The organism is Brevibacterium sp. UBA7493, assembly GCF_002479565.1.
In the GTDB taxonomy this organism is placed as follows: domain Bacteria; phylum Actinomycetota; class Actinomycetes; order Actinomycetales; family Brevibacteriaceae; genus Brevibacterium; species Brevibacterium luteolum.
Genome location: NZ_DLOD01000005.1, coordinates 1 through 17,079 on the forward strand (window position 1 = coordinate 1; position 17,079 = coordinate 17,079).

The 17,079-nt window shown below is 67.1% G+C and carries 16 protein-coding genes; 13 read left to right on the forward strand and 3 right to left on the reverse strand.

Going from position 1 to position 17,079, the window contains the following annotated elements:
* Positions 1-531 precede the first annotated feature (531 nt).
* Positions 532-1,875 (forward strand): NADP-specific glutamate dehydrogenase, encoded by a 1,344-nt coding sequence (gene gdhA / locus B4E96_RS04260; protein WP_414632670.1) that lies wholly within the window; start codon positions 532-534, stop codon positions 1,873-1,875.
* 55 nt (positions 1,876-1,930) lie between these two features.
* On the opposite strand, the gene B4E96_RS04265 is transcribed toward gdhA, so the two are convergent.
* A complete protein-coding gene (locus tag B4E96_RS04265; RefSeq protein ID WP_286956528.1) occupies positions 1,931-2,473 on the reverse strand; it encodes a flavin reductase family protein in 543 nt (180 codons plus the stop codon).
* Positions 2,474-2,514: 41 nt separating this feature from the next.
* Between B4E96_RS04265 and B4E96_RS04270 the strand changes: the two genes are divergently transcribed.
* Positions 2,515-2,775, forward strand: coding sequence for a DUF3039 domain-containing protein (locus B4E96_RS04270; RefSeq protein ID WP_102163168.1), 261 nt, complete (start codon positions 2,515-2,517; stop codon positions 2,773-2,775).
* A complete protein-coding gene (locus tag B4E96_RS04275) occupies positions 2,776-4,575 on the forward strand; it encodes a DEAD/DEAH box helicase (RefSeq protein ID WP_259836405.1) in 1,800 nt (599 codons plus the stop codon). It begins immediately after the preceding gene.
* A 7-nt stretch (positions 4,576-4,582) separates the two neighbouring features.
* On the opposite strand, the gene B4E96_RS04280 is transcribed toward B4E96_RS04275, so the two are convergent.
* Entirely contained in the window at positions 4,583-5,932 is a 1,350-nt protein-coding gene (locus B4E96_RS04280) for a nicotinate phosphoribosyltransferase (protein ID WP_286956529.1), read from the reverse strand.
* Positions 5,933-5,999: 67 nt separating this feature from the next.
* Here B4E96_RS04280 and clpS point away from each other — a divergent pair, with 67 nt between their 5' ends.
* The 5 genes from clpS to rdgB all read left to right on the forward strand — a co-directional run bounded on the left by clpS (position 6,000) and on the right by rdgB (position 9,298).
* Positions 6,000-6,317 (forward strand): ATP-dependent Clp protease adapter ClpS, encoded by a 318-nt coding sequence (gene clpS / locus B4E96_RS04285; protein ID WP_102163165.1) that lies wholly within the window; start codon positions 6,000-6,002, stop codon positions 6,315-6,317.
* Between the two features lie 16 nt (positions 6,318-6,333).
* Entirely contained in the window at positions 6,334-6,984 is a 651-nt protein-coding gene (locus B4E96_RS04290; protein ID WP_286956530.1) for a DUF2017 family protein, read from the forward strand.
* 19 nt (positions 6,985-7,003) lie between these two features.
* The gene (locus B4E96_RS04295; RefSeq protein WP_311200494.1) at positions 7,004-7,837 is read left to right on the forward strand and encodes an MBL fold metallo-hydrolase; all 834 of its coding nucleotides are present in this window, start codon (positions 7,004-7,006) and stop codon (positions 7,835-7,837) included.
* Positions 7,838-7,902: 65 nt separating this feature from the next.
* The gene (gene rph / locus B4E96_RS04300; RefSeq protein WP_259800284.1) at positions 7,903-8,637 is read left to right on the forward strand and encodes a ribonuclease PH; all 735 of its coding nucleotides are present in this window, start codon (positions 7,903-7,905) and stop codon (positions 8,635-8,637) included.
* A gap of 37 nt (positions 8,638-8,674) precedes the next feature.
* Positions 8,675-9,298: an RdgB/HAM1 family non-canonical purine NTP pyrophosphatase gene (gene rdgB / locus B4E96_RS04305; protein ID WP_286956531.1), complete on the forward strand. Its 624-nt coding sequence runs from the start codon at positions 8,675-8,677 to the stop codon at positions 9,296-9,298.
* Here rdgB and B4E96_RS04310 read toward each other — a convergent pair.
* Positions 9,265-10,176 (reverse strand): CPBP family intramembrane glutamic endopeptidase, encoded by a 912-nt coding sequence (locus tag B4E96_RS04310; protein WP_286956532.1) that lies wholly within the window; start codon positions 10,174-10,176, stop codon positions 9,265-9,267. The two genes, rdgB and B4E96_RS04310, sit on opposite strands and share 34 nt — an antisense overlap.
* Positions 10,177-10,386: 210 nt before the next feature.
* Between B4E96_RS04310 and B4E96_RS04315 the strand changes: the two genes are divergently transcribed.
* The 5 genes from B4E96_RS04315 to B4E96_RS04335 all read left to right on the forward strand — a co-directional run bounded on the left by B4E96_RS04315 (position 10,387) and on the right by B4E96_RS04335 (position 17,075).
* Positions 10,387-11,898, forward strand: coding sequence for an ABC transporter substrate-binding protein (locus tag B4E96_RS04315; protein WP_286956533.1), 1,512 nt, complete (start codon positions 10,387-10,389; stop codon positions 11,896-11,898).
* An 89-nt stretch (positions 11,899-11,987) separates the two neighbouring features.
* Positions 11,988-12,935: an ABC transporter permease gene (locus B4E96_RS04320; RefSeq protein ID WP_286956534.1), complete on the forward strand. Its 948-nt coding sequence runs from the start codon at positions 11,988-11,990 to the stop codon at positions 12,933-12,935.
* Complete coding sequence (locus B4E96_RS04325) at positions 12,932-13,777, forward strand: ABC transporter permease (RefSeq protein WP_286956535.1); 846 nt, start codon at positions 12,932-12,934, stop codon at positions 13,775-13,777. The genes B4E96_RS04320 and B4E96_RS04325 overlap by 4 nt, the downstream gene beginning before the upstream one ends.
* Position 13,778: 1 nt before the next feature.
* Entirely contained in the window at positions 13,779-15,665 is a 1,887-nt protein-coding gene (locus tag B4E96_RS04330; RefSeq protein ID WP_286956536.1) for a dipeptide ABC transporter ATP-binding protein, read from the forward strand.
* Positions 15,666-15,683: 18 nt separating this feature from the next.
* Positions 15,684-17,075: an amidase gene (locus B4E96_RS04335; RefSeq protein WP_286956537.1), complete on the forward strand. Its 1,392-nt coding sequence runs from the start codon at positions 15,684-15,686 to the stop codon at positions 17,073-17,075.
* Positions 17,076-17,079: the final 4 nt, after the last annotated feature.

The window sequence follows — 17,079 nt, forward strand, 5'->3', positions numbered from 1 at the left end:
GACAGGGTGTGGGAGAGTAAGACACCGCCGCAATTACTCATATAGAAAGTCGAGCCCGGGTTGAGCAATGCTCCCCGGGCTCGCACTTGTTCATCTCGGATCCGTCGGCCGCCGAGACTGAACCGACGCCGCGTAAGAGCATCTAGTGCCTTTGACTGGCTGACAGTGAGAGGCATGATTCCTTTTGTCCCTGCCGCGGGTGACCAGCGGCGCTATGGTGAGCCTGCTTCATGAGCTCCTGCTGACCCAGCTGCAGGTGCTGCTCACACTCCCTTCTGCCGGCTTCCTGCACCGCTCATCGAGTGCATGACTTCTCATGGCGATGAGGGTCTATGCAGACTGTGTCCGGAATTCGGAACGTTTTTCCGCACCGCATTTGCTACGTTTGCCGATCCGGCCGCCTGTCAAACAGGTCCGTGACCTGCTCGTTTACTTGAGTTGTGGGCAGTCGTGGGATCGTGCTGGGGGCGTCAAGTATCCGCAATCCGACGCACTGCACGGATCATCGCGTGCAACACTTACAATCGACTCATGTCATTGCACCCGAATCTACAGCCTCTATTCGACACCGTGCTGCGCCGCAACCCCGGCGAGTCCGAGTTCCACCAGGCTGTCCACGAAGTCCTGCATTCTCTCGGTGCTGTCGTCGACAAGCATCCCGAGTTCCTCGCCCTCGCCGCCGTTGAGCGTCTCTGCGAGCCCGAACGGCAGATCATCTTCCGCGTTCCATGGGTCGATGACAATGGTGAAGTCCAGATCAACCGCGCCTACCGCGTCGAGTTCAACTCCGCCCTCGGCCCCTACAAGGGCGGCTTGCGGTTCCACCCGACGGTGAGCTCCGGCATCATCAAGTTCCTCGGCTTCGAGCAGACCTTCAAGAACGCGCTGACCGGCATGCCGATCGGCGGCGGCAAGGGCGGCTCCGACTTCGACCCCAAGGGCAAGTCGCGCCTGGAGATCATGCGCTTCTGCCAGTCCATGATGACCGAGCTCTACCGACACATCGGCGAATACACTGACGTGCCGGCAGGTGACATCGGCGTCGGTGAAGAGGAGATCGGCTTCCTCTTCGGCCAGTTCAAGCGCATCGCCAACCGCTACGAGGCAGGTGTGCTCACCGGCAAGGGCCTCGGCTACGGCGGCTCCATGGTGCGGACCGAAGCCACCGGCTTCGGCACGGTGTTCTTCGTGCGCGAGATGCTCAAGGAGACCAACCGGACGATCGAAGGCAGATCCGTCGTCGTCTCCGGCTCCGGAAACGTCGCCGTCCACGCCGCCCAGAAGGCCCAGGAGCTCGGTGCCACCGTCATCGGCATCTCCGACTCCTCAGGCTTCGTCCACGATCCCAAGGGCATGGATATCGCGCTGCTGAAGCAGGTGAAGCTCGTCGAAGGCGAACGCGTCGGTGAATACGCCAAGCGGCGAGAGAGCGCACGGTTCGAAGAAGGTGGCAACGTCTGGTCGATCAAGGCCGATGTCGCGCTGCCGTGTGCCACCCAGAACGAGCTCAACGGCGAATCGGCACAGATGCTCGTCGACAACGGCGTGCGCGTCGTCGCTGAAGGCGCGAACATGCCCTGCACCCCTGAAGCCGTGCGGATCTTCCGCGACAACAAGGTGCTCTTCGGCCCAGGCAAGGCCGCCAACGCCGGCGGCGTGGCCACCAGCGCACTGGAGATGCAGCAGAACGCCTCACGCGACAGCTGGGACTTCGACTATACCGAGCACAAGCTCGATGAGATCATGACCGGCATCCACGAACGCTGCGCCTCAGCCGCAGACGAATACGGCCAGCCAGGCGACCTCGTCACCGGTGCCAACATCGCAGGCTTCGTCCGTGTGGCCGAAGCGATGCACAGCCTCGGTGTCGTCTGATCCTCCGCAACGCAAAGCGCCGGTGCCCTGAGAGGCCCCGGCGCTTCGTGCGTCTTCAGCGGCCGGTGACGGTCTCGTAACCGGCCTGCCAGCGCGCCAGCGGCCGCGCCCCGATCGTCTCGGCACAGGAGCTGACCTCACCGACGACGAGCGTGTGCGTGGCCACCTCCAGACGCTTGGTGATCCGGCAGTCGAACACCGCAGCAGCACCTGCGACATAGGGCACACCGGAGGGCGCGTCATACGTCGGCACCGTATCGAGCACCCCGTACAGCGGCTGACCGGGCTCCCCGAGCCACTGGGCGACGTTCTTCTGCTCCGCTGTCAGCACGCTGATCGTCATCGTCTCAGCGATCTCCAGGGACTCCATCATCCGGGAACCGGAGTAGATGCTCACCGCCATCGTCGGCGGATCATAGGAGACATCGAGGAACGAATCGACGGTGATCGCATGCGGCTGCCGGCCCCGCAGACACGTCACCACCGCCACCGGCCGGACCATCTGCCCGGCGACCTGCCGGTAGGTGCGGATGAGGTCCTCGCCAGCCGGCGCCTCGGGCGCGGGGGAGAAGGAGAGGGGTGCGTCACTGTCGGCCATGCCGATTAGTCTAGTCAGCGACCAGCGCTAGAATGGTGGCTATGTCCGACACGATGCCCGCAACAGGTGGCGCCGCCACGATCGAGCGCCAGACACAGGACCAGCTTGCTGAGCCCGGCGATCACGAGCGGTTCTCGCACTACGCGCCGAAGGCCAAGATCATGGAGTCCATGGTCACCGGCACCCCGCTCATCGCGCTGTGCGGAAAAGTGTGGGTCCCCACCCGCGATCCTGAGCGCTTCCCGGTCTGCCCGAAGTGCAAGGAGATCTACGAATCGATGCCTGAAGGACCGCAGGAGTAAATGTCGGGTCCGACACGGATCCCAGGAACTTCAGCAGCCGAACACCTCTCACCAGCCTTTCCCGAACGCGCCGCGTGGGGAACGGCGGGCAAACTGCGTGCCTGGCAGGCCGAAGCCCTGGAACGCTACTTCGATACGGAGCCGCGCGATTTCCTCACCGTCGCGACCCCGGGAGCCGGCAAGACGACCTTCGCCCTCCGGCTGGCAGCCGAGTTGCTCGCCCAGCGCAAGGTCGACCGGATCACCGTCGTCGCCCCCACCGAGCACCTCAAAACCCAGTGGGCTGACGCCGCCTCACGCGTGGGCATCCGCATCGACCCGAACTTCAAAAACTCCCAGGGCCGCCACGGCAAGGAGTTCCACGGTGTGGCCGTCACCTACGCGCAGGTCGCCGCCAAACCGGTGCTGCACCACAACCGCACCGCGGCCGCCCGCACGCTCGTCATCCTCGATGAGATCCACCACGCCGGTGACGCACTGTCATGGGGAGATGCCGTGCGCGAGGCGTTCGGCCCGGCCCGGCGCAGGCTCGCCCTGACTGGTACGCCGTTCCGGTCCGACACCGCTGCGATCCCGTTCGTCGAATACGTCCCTGACGAAGAGGGCATCCGCACCTCCAAGGCCGACTACACTTACGGGTATGCCCAGGCGCTCAAGGACGGCGTCGTGCGCCCGGTGCTGTTCATGACGTACTCCGGTGAGATGCGCTGGCGCACCAAGGCAGGCGATGAGATGTCTGCCGTGCTCGGTGCTGAAGCGACGAAGGACATCCACGCCCAGGCCTGGCGCACCGCACTCAACCCGAAGGGCGAATGGATCCCCGCGGTGCTCAAAGCCGCGGATATGCGGCTGTCTGAGGTCCGCCGCAGCGTCCCCGACGCCGGCGGACTCGTCATCGCCACCGACCAAGAGGTCGCCCGCGCCTACGCCAAACAGCTGCGCGAGATCTGCGGCGAACCGGTCACCGTCGTGCTCTCCGACGAAGAGGGTGCCTCGAAGCGGATCGAGGAGTTCCAGAACTCCGAGCGCCGCTGGATGGTCGCCGTGCGCATGGTCTCCGAAGGCGTCGACGTCCCGCGCCTGGCAGTGGGCGTGTATGCGACCTCGTCATCGACGCCGCTGTTCTTCGCCCAGGCGATCGGCCGCTTCGTGCGCGCCCGGCGCCGCGGTGAGACCGCCTCGATCTTCCTGCCCTCCGTGCCGATCCTGCTGGCCTTGGCCAATCAGCTCGAGCTCCAGCGCGACCACGCACTCGACCGCCGGCCGGACCCGGACGCCGAGGACGAGGTCGTCTTCGACGATGAGGCACTGGCTGAGGCCAATGCCAGCGAATCAGCCTCCGATGATCTGCTCGGCTCCTATGAAGCCCTTGACTCGCAGGCCTCGTTCGACCGGGTGCTCTTCGACGGCGGTGAGTTCGGCTCCGGCGGCATGATCGGCTCTGAGGACGAGCTCGACTTCATCGGCATCCCCGGCCTGCTCGAACCCGAACAGGTCACCGAGCTGCTGCGCACCCGCCAGGCCGAGCAGACGAAGCGCCGGGCCCGCTCAGGCGCGACGAACCAGACGGCGGTGCCGACCGCGGAGCTGGCCGAACATGATCACCGGCTGCTGAAGGAAGAGCGCAGCAAGCTGCAGACAATGGTCGGCGCGTGGGCCAGGCGCACGGGCAAACCGCATGCCGCCATCCACGTCGATCTGCGCAAGGCCTGCGGGGGACCACCGGTCGCTGAGGCGAGCCGGAAGGAGATCCAGGCCCGCATCACCAAGCTGCAGGCCTGGTTCGTCGGCCGCCGGTGAACCCGCCTCAGGCGCTGTAGAAGACCGTCGGGATCGCCGGTTCACCGGCCTGCAGGCGGTGTGCCGTGCGCGGCAGCTCAGCCATCGAGGCCGCGTGACGCTCACGGGCACGCTGCACCCCCTCGGGACCGGTGTAGGAATGATCGATCTCTCCATCGGTGACCAGCGGCACCTGCAGCGGGCGGGCCTGAAGATCATCGGGCAACTCCAGGCGCGGGATGCCGATGGCCTCCTCGACAGCGATCGTGCCGTCGATGATGCGGGCAGCCTCCTTCATGCCACCGGTCGAGGACTTGCCGGTCGCCTTCTTCTGCACCGACACCCACTCACCGGCGTCATCGCTGTGGGCGACGAGCTTGTACACCAGGCTCGCCGTCGGGGCACCCGAACCGGTGACGACCCGGGTGCCGACGCCGTACGCGTCGACCGGGGCGGCTGCCAGGCCGGCGATCGCATACTCATCAAGATCGCTCGTCACGGTGATGCGGGTGTTGATCGCGCCGAGCGCGTCGAGCTTCTCGCGCACCTCGGCGGCCTGGATGCCCAGGTCACCGGAATCGAGCCGGACTCCGCCGAGCTCGGTGCCGGCGACCTCGATGGCGGTCTTGAGCGCCTCGTCGACGTCATAGGTGTCGAGCAGCAGGATCGTATCCGAGCCCAGCGACCGCACCTGGGCTTCGAAGGCCTCGCGTTCGGAGTCGTGGATGAGGGTGAAGGAGTGCGCAGCGGTGCCGACGGTGGTCAGCCCGTAGCGGCGCCCGGCCTCCAGGTTCGACGTCGAGGTGAACCCTGCGACCACGGTCGCCCGGGCAGCGGCGACGGCCGACTGCTCATGCGTGCGCCGTGAGCCCATGTCGACACACGGCCGGGAGCCGGCGACCCGGCTCATCCGCGAGGCCGCCGAGGCGACTGCCGAATCGTAGTTGAGAGCCGAGAGGATCATCGTCTCCAGCACCACCGCCTCGGCGAAGGTCGCCTCCACGCTCAACAGCGGCGAACCGGGGAAGTACACCTCGCCCTCGGCATACCCGCGGATGTCGCCGGAGAACCGGAAGTCAGCCAGCCAGTCCAGCGTCGTCGAGTCGACGACCTTCGTCGATTCGAGGAACTTCAGCTCCTCGGACGTGAACGTGAAGTCGGCGAGCATCTCCAGGATCCGGCCGGTGCCGGCGACGATCCCGTAGCGGCGCCCGGCCGGCAGGCGGCGCCCGAAGGCCTCGAAGATGCTGCGGCGCTCAGCGCGGTCCGAATCGAGGGTGGCCTGCAGCATCGTGAGTTCATAATGGTCGGTCAGCAGTGCTGTCGACGGGCGGAACGGGGCAGAACCCCGCGGGGAAGCCGGTGTGAGATCACTCATAGGAACGATGATAGGCCACTGCAGGATTACTGGGTGAACCATGAATTCGCCTACAGTGAAAGGCGTGATGTCAACCGGCGACTCATCCCAAGCGGTGATCGATCCCCAGGCTGAGACTCTGCATGAGACTCGGCCGGATTCGCCGTGGGCGTGCATCGTCATGAATGACCCGGTCAACCTCATGAGCTACGTGACGTACGTGTTTCAGAGCTACTTCGGCTACTCGCGGGCGAAGTCCGAGAAGCTCATGCTCGAAGTCCACGAACTCGGCCGCAGCGTGGTGGCCACCGGCAGCCGCGAGCAGATGGAGCGCGACACCGCCGCCATGCACGGCTTCGGCCTGTGGGCCACCTGCCGGCCCGCCCCGACCGGTGGTGAGGTGTGAGCCCGAAGGGCCGCTGATGAAGATCCACTCGACTGCGCGTGCCTTCGCCGTGCTCGATCTCGAACCCGGTGAGAAGCACATCTTCCGCTCCCTGCTCTCCGATGTCGCCGTCATGCTCGGCGGCGAGGACGAACTCGATGCGCTCTCCGGTGAACCGGAGGACACCGCGCCCGAGGCGGGGGAGACCGGCGAGCGTGAGGTCAGTGCCGATGACCTCGCCCGGCTGGTCGGCATCTCCACGGCCGAACGGCCCGAGGACCCGGCCGTGCTGCGGCTGCTGCCCGACGTCGACGGCGATGATGCCGAACGATCTGCGGAGTTCCGCCGGCTGACCGAACACGACCTGCGCGAATCGAAGCTCGCCAACATCCGCATCGCCCTGTACGACCTATCGCTGACCGGCCGGATCGAACTCGACGAAGCGCACACGCGAGCCTGGTCGATGGCGCTCAATGACGTCAGGCTCGTGCTCGCCACCCGGATGAGCATGGCCAGCAAATCCGATGTCGAAGACCTCTACGCCCGGGAGGCCGCCGATGAGCTCGATGACCAGCAGGCCACGATGCTCACCGTCTACGACTTCCTCACCTGGGCGCAGGAACGCCTGACGACGATCCTGCTCTCGGGCCTCGGCTCCGGTGCAGAGGACGAGGAGGAAGACGCCTGATGGAGGAGGAACAACAGGCATGATGCGACTGACCGCAATTGGCACCTCGGGCTCCTTTGCCGGGCCCGCCTCGGCTGCCAGCTGCTACCTGCTGGAGGCAGCCGTCGACCACCGGGAGTACCGGGTCGTCATCGATCTGGGCTCCGGAGCACTCGGCGCGCTGCAGAACTACGTCGACCCCAGCAGCCTCGATGCCGTCGTGCTGTCCCACCTGCACCCGGACCACTGCCTCGATGTCACCGGCCTGTACGTCTACCGCAGCTACGACCCGAAGTACTTCAACTGCGGCGACGCCCACACCGACACCGGCGCGATCCGGGCCTCCCTGCCCGTCTGGGGCCCGGCTGGCACACATGAGCGGCTCGCCGCGGCCTACCACACCGAGCCGGGACTGAGCCCGGTGGCAGGCCAGTCGCACCCGACCGACCTGTCAACGGTCTTCGCCTTCCACGACCTGACCCCGGGTGCTGCGTTCACGATCGGGCCGCTGACGATCACCGCATTCCTCGTCGAACACCCCGTTGAGGCCTATGCGCTGCGCATCGAGGACCAGTCCGGGCACGTCATCACCTACTCCGGTGACTCCGATGAGTGCGACGGCCTCGTCGAGGCCGCCCGCGGTGCTGACGTGTTCGTCTGCGAAGCCGCCTTCCAGGAGGACCGCGATGCCGCCCGCGGCATCCACCTCACCGGCCTGCGCGCCGGCCGCGTGGCCGATGCCGCCGAGGCGAAGAACCTCGTGCTCACCCACATCCCGCCGTGGACCGATGCCTGCATGGTCCGCGCCGAAGCCGCCGCCGAGTTCTCCGGGCCGATCGAACTCGCCCGGCCCGGCAACACCTGGCAGCTGTAGCCTGAACACACACGGCCGCCTCACCTGCGCGGCCGGCCCCGTACCGCCTCGCACAAGGAGATCCCATGACCCGTCCTGACGGCCGCGCCCACGACGAGCTGCGCGAGGTGCGCATCTCCCGCGACTGGCTCACCCACGCCGAAGGCAGCGTGCTCATTGAGTTCGGCGACACCCGCGTGCTGTGCGCGGCCTCCCTGACCGAGGGCGTGCCCCGCTGGCTCAAGGGCTCCGGCCGCGGCTGGGTCACCGGCGAATACGCGATGCTGCCCCGGGCCACCCATGACCGCAGCCCGCGCGAATCCGTCAAGGGCAAGATCGGTGGACGCACCCACGAGATCTCCCGCCTCATCGGCCGCGCCCTGCGCGCGGTCGTCGATATGGACAAGCTGGGGGAGAACACCATCCAGCTCGATTGCGACGTCCTCCAAGCCGACGGCGGCACCCGCACCGCGGCCATCACCGGCGCCTACGTGGCACTGGCTGACGCGATCGACACCGGACGCTCCCGCGGCTGGATCCCGGCCGCTGCCGAACCGCTGACCGACTCGATCGCGGCGATCAGCGTCGGCATCGTCGACGGCAAGCCGGCCCTCGACCTGCCGTATGTCGAGGACTCAGCCGCTGATACCGACATGAACGTCGTCATGACCGGCTCCGGCCGGTTCGTCGAGATCCAGGGCACGGCCGAACAGCAGGCCTTCGACCGCACCGAACTCGACACCCTGCTCAGCCTGGCAGAGACCGGCTGCGCGAAGCTGACCGAGCTGCAGCGCGAAGCCCTCGCCCGCCCGCGCGGCTGACAGCCGCCCGACAGCCGACCGACCGACAGGAGCCAACATGTTCGAGCGCATCGTCATCGCCACCCGCAACGAGGGCAAGCGGAAAGAACTCGAAGAGATCCTGCGCGATGTCCTCGAACAGCCGGTCACCGTGCTCACCGCCGCTGACGTCGACCTGCCCGAGGTCGTCGAGGACGGGGTGACCTTCGCCGCCAACGCCGAGCTCAAAGCCCGCTCGGCAGCTGAGCACACCGGGCTGCCGGCGATCGCCGATGACTCCGGGCTTGCCGTCGACGTGCTCGGGGGCGCGCCAGGGATCTTCTCAGCCCGCTGGTCCGGCCGGCACGGCGACGACGTCGCCAACTACGAGCTGCTGCTCGCCCAGCTGGCCGATGTGCCCGATGAGCACCGGCAGGCCGCGTTCTGCTGCGCCGCCGTGTTCATCGACCCGACCGATGGTCCCGCGCCCGAGGCGGTGCTCGCCGAAGGCCGGATGACCGGGCGGCTCGGCCGGGAGCCGATCGGTGAGCAGGGCTTCGGTTATGACCCGATCTTCTACCCCGACGGTCATGAGATCACCGCAGCCCAGCTCAGCGCAGGTCAGAAGAACGCGATCTCGCACCGGGGCAAGGCGCTGCGCAGCCTGGTTCAGCTGCTCGCCGCACGGTCTGCCGGCAGCTGAGCATCGGCACGCCCTCCGACTGGGCAGACGATCCCGGCCGGGTCAGCAGGATCTGCCGGATCATAGGCGAGCCGGCCGCGGGTGAGCGCGATCGCGATGAGCGCAAGCACACTCGTGCCGACTGCCGCCGGCCAGGTTGTGGCCGCGGCTTCGGTCAGCCCGCCGGCTGAGAGGATCGCCCAGTTGAGTCCGTTGTGCGCCAGGATCGCCAGCAGCAGTGAACCGTGTGAGCCGTTGAACACCCAGGAGATGACGACTGTCAGGGCGAGGACGCACAGCAGGTAGGCGATGTAGTCGCCGAATCCGGCGCGGGCGGTGTCCCACTCGGCGGTCGCGAACAGCGGGGCATGCCAGAAGCAGTGGATGAGCCCGAGGATGATCGCGGCAGTGAGCGGATGATGCCGGTGCTGCAGCAGCGGCAGTGCGACGCCGCGCCAGCCCGGCTCCTCCTGCAGCGGCCCGCCGAGCAGGAACATGAGATAGCTGCTGAGGAGCAACACGAAGAGGAATCCGAGGCTTGAGTCCGTCTGCGGATCCACACCGGAGACGAGCACGTAGCCGATCCCGGCAGCCAGCGGAATTGCCATGAGGGCAAGAGCGTACCAGCGGCCGCGCGCCCGGAACTGCACGATTGAGGCAAGCAGGCGAGAAATCCCAGCACGACCGGACCGCACGCCGGTGACGATGAGGGCTGCGGCGAACGGGCCTGCGAAGAGGCCTAGCTGATTCATGCAGGTCACGGCAGGATACGGCAGCTCATAGGGCAGCACGCCCACACCGTTGCGGGCCAGCCACCATGGGCCCCACGCAATCCATGAACCGCCATAGGCCAGCACCGTGAACGCCAGGAACGGGGATGAGCGAATCCAGGCTGACATCACGGTGATCCTGTCGACGATGAGCGGTGTGAGCCGATCATATCCGGCATCGGCGCACGCGTCGGTGGGGTCTCAAGCCAGAGCCGTCTCGAGTGCGGAGTGTGGCAGGACACATTGCGAGACGATCTCTCAGCCGACGCTAAGCGTCCGTTAACCTGATTCCAGGCCCGTGGGGGCCGGTCACCACTGCTCACGAGACTCGAGGGAAAAATGACGCGACGACTCACTGCATGGGCGGCAGCACTTGCCGCTGTCGTGCTCACCGCCACCGGCTGCAGCGCAGGAGCCGGCAACAACGGCTCAGGCGGGGAGGAGAAGCGCACCGACATGGTCGTCGCGCACACTGCCGAGCCGGTGAATCTCGACTTCACGACCACCGGTGGGGCGGCGATTCCGCAGGCGTTGATGGAAAACGTCTACGAGTCGCTCGTGCGCATCGACCAGGACGGCGAGCTCAAGCCCGCGCTCGCCGAATCGTGGGACGTCTCCGAGGACCGCAAGACCTACACCTTCCACCTGCAGGACGATGTGACGTTCTCCAACGGTGACGAGCTGACGTCGGCAGATGTGAAGTTCTCCTATGAGCGGGTCAACTCCGATGCCTGGACCAACGGGCTCAAGGCCAAGATGGCCGTCATCGACTCGATCGACACCCCCGACGACGCGACCGTCGAGATCACGCTGAGCGACCCCTCGAACGGGTGGCTGTACGATCTGGCCAGCGCCGTGGGCGCGGTGTTCAGCGAAGATGCCGTCGACGACCTGGCGAACACGGCCGTCGGCACCGGCCCGTATGAGGTACAGTCCTTCACTCGCGGCCAGGAGATCGTCTACGCAGCTCGCGACGACTACTGGGGCGGTGCGCCGAATCTGGAGACGGTGACCTTCAAGTACTACAAAGACCCCGTTGCAGCCGTCAACGCCGTGAAGTCCGGTGAAGTCGACGTGCTGGCCAGCCTGCAGGCCCCCGAACTGGCTGGTGACTTCGAATCCCCCGATGACTACCAGGTCGTCGAGGGCACCACGAACGGCGAAGTCGTGCTGTCGATGAACAACGACGAGGGCATCTTCGCCGACAAGAAGGCCCGCGAGGCCGTCCTCTACGCCATCGACGAGCAGGCCATCCTCGACACCGCCTGGGGCGGCTACGGCACCCTCATCGGCGGGATGGTCCCGCCGACCGCCCCGTACTATGAGGACCTCACCGACGTGTACCCGCACGACGTCGACAAGGCCAAGGAGCTTGTCAAGGAAGCCGGCATCGAAGGTGAATCCTTCACCTACACCGTGCCCAACCTGCCGTATGCCACCGCCGTGGCCGACATCGTCGTCTCCCAGCTCGAAGAGGCAGGACTGAAGCCGACGATCGAGACCCAGGAGTTCCCGGCGGTGTGGCTGGAGAAGACCTTCATCAATCACGACTACGACATGTCGGTCATCAACCACGTCGAGGCCAACGACATGCTCACCGTGTTCGGCGACGGCTACTACACCGGCTATGACTACTCCCAGATCGAAGACGCTGCGAAGAAGGCCGACACCGGCACCGAGGAGGAGTACGTCGCAGGTATGAAGGACGTCGCCCGCACAATCACTGAGGACGCCGCGGCTGGATTCCTGTTCCTGTTCCCCAACCTCATCGTCGCCGACGCCGGGGTCGAGGGACTGCCGGAGAACTTCGTCTCCGATTCCTTCCCGATCGCCACCCTGGCCTGGAAGTGACGCTCCCGGCGGGCCGGAAACCCCGGCCCGCCCCGCTCATCTGACCCGCAGCGGCCGCGCCGCGGCCGCTGCGGATACAAGGAGGTGGCATGGCCGGATACCTCATCCGCCGGCTGCTGCAGTTCGTGGCCACCGCTGCGATCGCCTCGGTCATCGTGTTCCTGCTCATGCAGGTGCTGCCCGGCAACGCCGCCCAGGTGGCCCTGGGCACCAACGCCACTCCCGAGGCAGTAGCTCAGCTCGAGCGCACGTACGGTCTCGACCGGCCACTGCCGGTCCAGTACCTGGACTGGACCTCCGGTATGCTCACCGGCGACTTCGGCACCTCGTATGTCACCCGTGCACCGATCACCCCGGTCATCGCCGACTCCATCCAGGTCACCCTCATCATCGTCATCGCCTCGATGGCCGTCGCCCTGCTCATCGCGGTGCCGCTGGGTTCGCTGGCCGCGGTGTTCCAGAAGCGCACGCTCGGCACCGCGATCTCAGCGGCCAGCCAGGTCGGCATCGCTGTGCCGAACTTCCTCGCCGCGATCATCCTCATCATGATCTTCTCCTTGGGCCTCGGCTGGTTCCCCTCCAGCGGCTGGGCCGCCCCGGTTGAGGGCTTCGGCCGGTTCCTCGCACGGCTGGCCCTGCCGGTGCTGGCACTGGCGCTCGTGCAGGCGGCGATCCTCACCCGCTACGTCCGTTCGGCCGTGCTCGAGGTGATGCGCGAGGACTTCCTGCGCACCGCCCGTGCCAAAGGGCTGACGAAACCGCGTGCGCTGGTGCGCCACGGGCTGCGCAACGCCGCCATCCCCGTCGTCACCGTCGCCGGCATCCAGCTGGCCACGATGCTCATCGGCGCTGTGGTCATCGAACAGGTCTTCGTCATCCCCGGCATGGGCTCCGAACTCGTGCGGGCTGTGGCCAACCGCGACCTTGTCACGGTCCAGGGCATCGTCATGGTCCTCGTCGTGCTCGTCCTGCTGCTCAACCTCATCGTCGACCTGCTCTACACCGTCCTCGACCCGCGCGTCAGGAGGGCCGCATGACCACCCGTCTCGTCGCCAGCCGCCGCAAGGCCGACGCTTCGCTCGTCATCGGCATCGTGCTCATCGGCATCGTCATCGGCATGGCGCTCGTGTCGTATCTGTGGACGCCGTACAACCCCACCCAGGCGATACCAGCCGACCGGCTGCAGGGCATGTCAGCCGACCACATCTTCGGCACCGACCGCTACGGCCGCGACACCTTCACCTGGATCATGTACGGCGCGCGCATCACCCTGCTCGTCGGCGTCGTCTCCGTCGCCATCGCCGCCCTCATCGGAGTGCCTCTGGGAGTGCTGGCGGGGATGACCCCCTACGGGTGGCTGTCTGGGCTCATCATGCGCGGCAACGACCTGCTGCTCGCCTTCCCCGCGCTGCTGCTGGCGATCGTGTTCTCCGCTGTGTTCGGTCCGGGCACCGGACCTGCGATGGTGGCTCTCGGCATCGCTTCGATCCCCGGCTTCGCCCGCGTCGCCCGATCCGGGACCTTGCAGGTGATGAGCACCGAGTACATCATGGCCGCCCGGGCAGCCAATCGCCGGATCCTGCCGATCGCTGTCTTCCACGTGCTGCCCAATATCGCTGGGATGATCATCGTGCAGGCCTCCGTCGCCTTCGCACTTGCCATCCTCGCCGAGGCGGGACTGTCCTTCCTGGGTCTGGGCACCCAGTCGCCGACCCCTTCGTGGGGTCGGATGCTGCAGGAGTCCCAGCAGTACCTGTCCTCTCATCCGATGCTCGCCCTGTGGCCGGGCCTGTTCATCGCCGCCGCTGTGCTCGGGTTCAACCTCCTCGGCGACGGGCTGCGCGACCGCTTCGACCCGAAGCTGAAAGGACGTGAATGACATGCCCGCCCACACCAGCGTCGCCACCTCGCCGGCACCGGTGAGCAAGCGCAGCCTGCTCGAGGTCACCGACCTGTCGATCGCCACCGCGCAGACCACGCTCGTGCACCCGACGTCGTTCACCATCGCTCCCGGCGAGCGGGTCGGGCTCATCGGCGAATCCGGGTCCGGGAAATCGCTTACCTCCTCCGCGGTCATGGGCCTGCTGCCAGACGAGCTCACCGCCACCGGCTCGATCACGCTCACCGGCACTGAGGGCAATCTGCTGGAGCGCTCCGACCGGCAGATCGCCCGGCTGCGCGGGCTGAACATGAGCATGGTGTTCCAGGAGCCGATGAGCGCACTCAACCCGCTCATGCGCGTCGGCGCCCAGGTCGCTGAGGTTATGCGCATCCACCGCACCCAGTCGAAGACGAGCGCTGCGAAGCGTGCGATCGACCTGCTGGGCCTCGTCCAGCTGCCCGACCCGCAGGCCACGGCCCGGGCGTACCCGCACCAGCTCTCCGGCGGGCAGCGGCAACGGGTGATGCTCGCGATGGCGCTGGCGAATGACCCGCAGCTGCTCATCTGCGATGAGCCGACCACCGCCCTCGACGTCACGGTCCAGCGGCAGGTCCTCGACCTCGTGCTCGACGCCGTGACCACCTCGGACACGGGGCTGCTGTTCATCACCCATGACCTGGCCGTCGTGGCCAGTGTCTGCCAGAAGGTCATGGTGATGTACCACGGCGAGATCGTCGAAGTCGGTGCCACCGAGCAGATCTTCACCGACCCACAGCACGACTACACGCGCGGGCTGCTCGCCGCCTCCGACCTGACAGCCACCGACGATGACGGCCGGCTGTTCACCATCGCCACCGCCCGCGCCTACGATGCCGCCCGGCTCAGCCGGCCGCGCTCCACCCCGCCCGAGGCGCAGGGCACCGGCGAGCAGCAGGTCGCCACCGCCTCGGGACCGGCCGACGACACGGGGGCGGTCGACGGTACGGGGCCGGCCGACAAGACAGGGCCGGCCGATGATACAGGGTCGGCCGAGCCCCGACCGCAGACCGCCTTCAGGCCCGACGCGGCGCAGGAGCAGGCGCCGCTGATCGAGATCGAGGGCCTGTACAAGACCTATCAGCGCACGAAGTCCGGGCTGTTCAGCAGAGCCGACACCGTCAATGCGCTCACTGACGTATCGCTGAGCATCCGGACCGGGCAGCGCTTCGGCATCGTCGGCGAATCCGGGTCGGGCAAGTCGACGCTGCTCAAGATCCTCTCCGGGCTCGAACCGCTCACCAGCGGGTACGTTCGCGTTGGGGACTGTGAGATCGCCTCGGCCAGCCAAGCGCAGCTGCGGGCGATGCGCGAGGAGCTGCAGATCGTCTTCCAGGATCCCTTCGCCAGCCTCGACCCGCGCATGCAGGTCGCCGATATCGTCGCCGAACCGCTGGTGGCCATGGGCGTGCCGGCCGCCGGGCGGCGGGAGAAGGTCAACGAGATGCTCGAAGCCGTCGGCCTCGACGCCGGCAGCCGCACCCGGTATCCGCACCAGTTCTCCGGCGGGCAGCGTCAGCGCATCTCGATTGCGCGTGCGCTCGTGTGCCGCCCGCGGATCCTCGTCGCCGATGAACCGGTCTCCGCCCTCGACGTCTCCGTCCGCGCCCAGGTGCTCAACCTGCTCACCGACCTCGTCGAGGACTACGAGCTCACCCTCGTGTTCGTCTCCCACGACCTCGGGGTCGTGCGCCACCTGTGCTCCGATGTCGTCGTCATGAAGGACGGCCGGATCGTCGAATCAGGTGACGTCGCCTCGATCTACGACCACCCGCAGCACGAGTACACCGCCTCGCTCGTCGCCGCCACACCCACGCTCGCCGCCGCTCTGCATGACCGGGCCGGCTGAGAGCACGGAAGGACCGTTATGGATACCACGCTCGCCGATTCCAGTGCCGCCGAACTGCGCGCCGCCTACGCCGCAGGCCGCACCGACCCGGTTGCCGTCCTCGATGCTGTCAAGGAGCGCGTCGAGGTATGCGAACCGACAGTCAACGCGCTGTGGCACACCGACTTCGACACTGCCCGGCAGGCAGCCGAGGCGGCAGCGGCCCGCTGGCAGGCAGGCACACCGCTCTCGGACCTCGACGGGGTGCCGGTGACGGTCAAGGAGAACATCGCCTGGGCCGGCGTCGGAATGCCCGGCGGCCACAATGCCGGCGAACCGACTGTCGCTGAGGAGAACGCCCCGATCACCGACCGGCTGCTGGAGGCTGGTGCGGTGCTCTTTGCCTCGACCGTCATGCCCGACTGGGGGATGCTCTCCTCCGGCGTCTCCTCCCGCCACGGCATCACCCGCTCACCGCTGAACCCCGAGCTCACCACCGGTGGGTCGTCTTCCGGCGCCGGTGCGGCTGCCGCTGCCGGATACGGGCCGATCCACATCGGGTCAGACATCGGCGGGTCGATCCGCCTGCCGGGCACCTGGCTGGGACTGGCCACCCTCAAGCCGAGCTTCGGGCGGGTGCCGCTCTCAGCGCCCTACCTCGGCCGGTGTGCAGGCCCCCTGGCCCTCCGGATGAGCGATGTCATCGACGCGATGGAGGTCATCGGCCGGCCCGATGACCGCGACTACTCCCAGCTGCCAGCCACCGACGTCGGCTACCGGGACGAGGAATTCGACATCAGCCGGCTGCGCGTAGCCGTGCACACCGATGCCGGCTGCGGCAGTAACACCGATCCCGAGGTGGCTGCCGCCGTCGATGCCGCCGCTGCGGTCCTCGAGAGCGCCGGTGCCACGGTCGAGCGGATCCAACCGTTCATGGACCAAGATCTGCTCGTCGATATCGATCGGTTCTGGCGGGTGCGCTCCTGGGCGGACTTCAAGGCCCTCGACGATGCCGACCGCCGTGAGATCCTTCCCTATGTCGCCCAGTGGTGCTGGGCAGGTGCCGATATCTCGGCGACTGAGCTGCTGCGCTGCTACCACTCGATCCAGGAGATGCGCCGGCGCACCGTCGAAGCGACAGCCGGCTATGATTTCGTGCTCTCACCAGTCGCACCGATGGCCGCATTCCCGGCTGACTGGCCGATGCCGTTCAACGACGCCACCCAGCCGATGCAGCACATCTCCTTCACCGTGCCCTACAACATGTCCGAACAGCCTGCCTCCTCCGTCCCGGCCGGCTACACGGCTGACGGCCGGACGATCGGGCTGCAGGTCGCCGGCCGCCGGTTCGACGACCGCGGAGTGCTGATGCTCTCCGAATGGTTCGAATCCGCACTCCAGGTGCCCACCGCCTCGCGCACGGTGGGCTGACGAC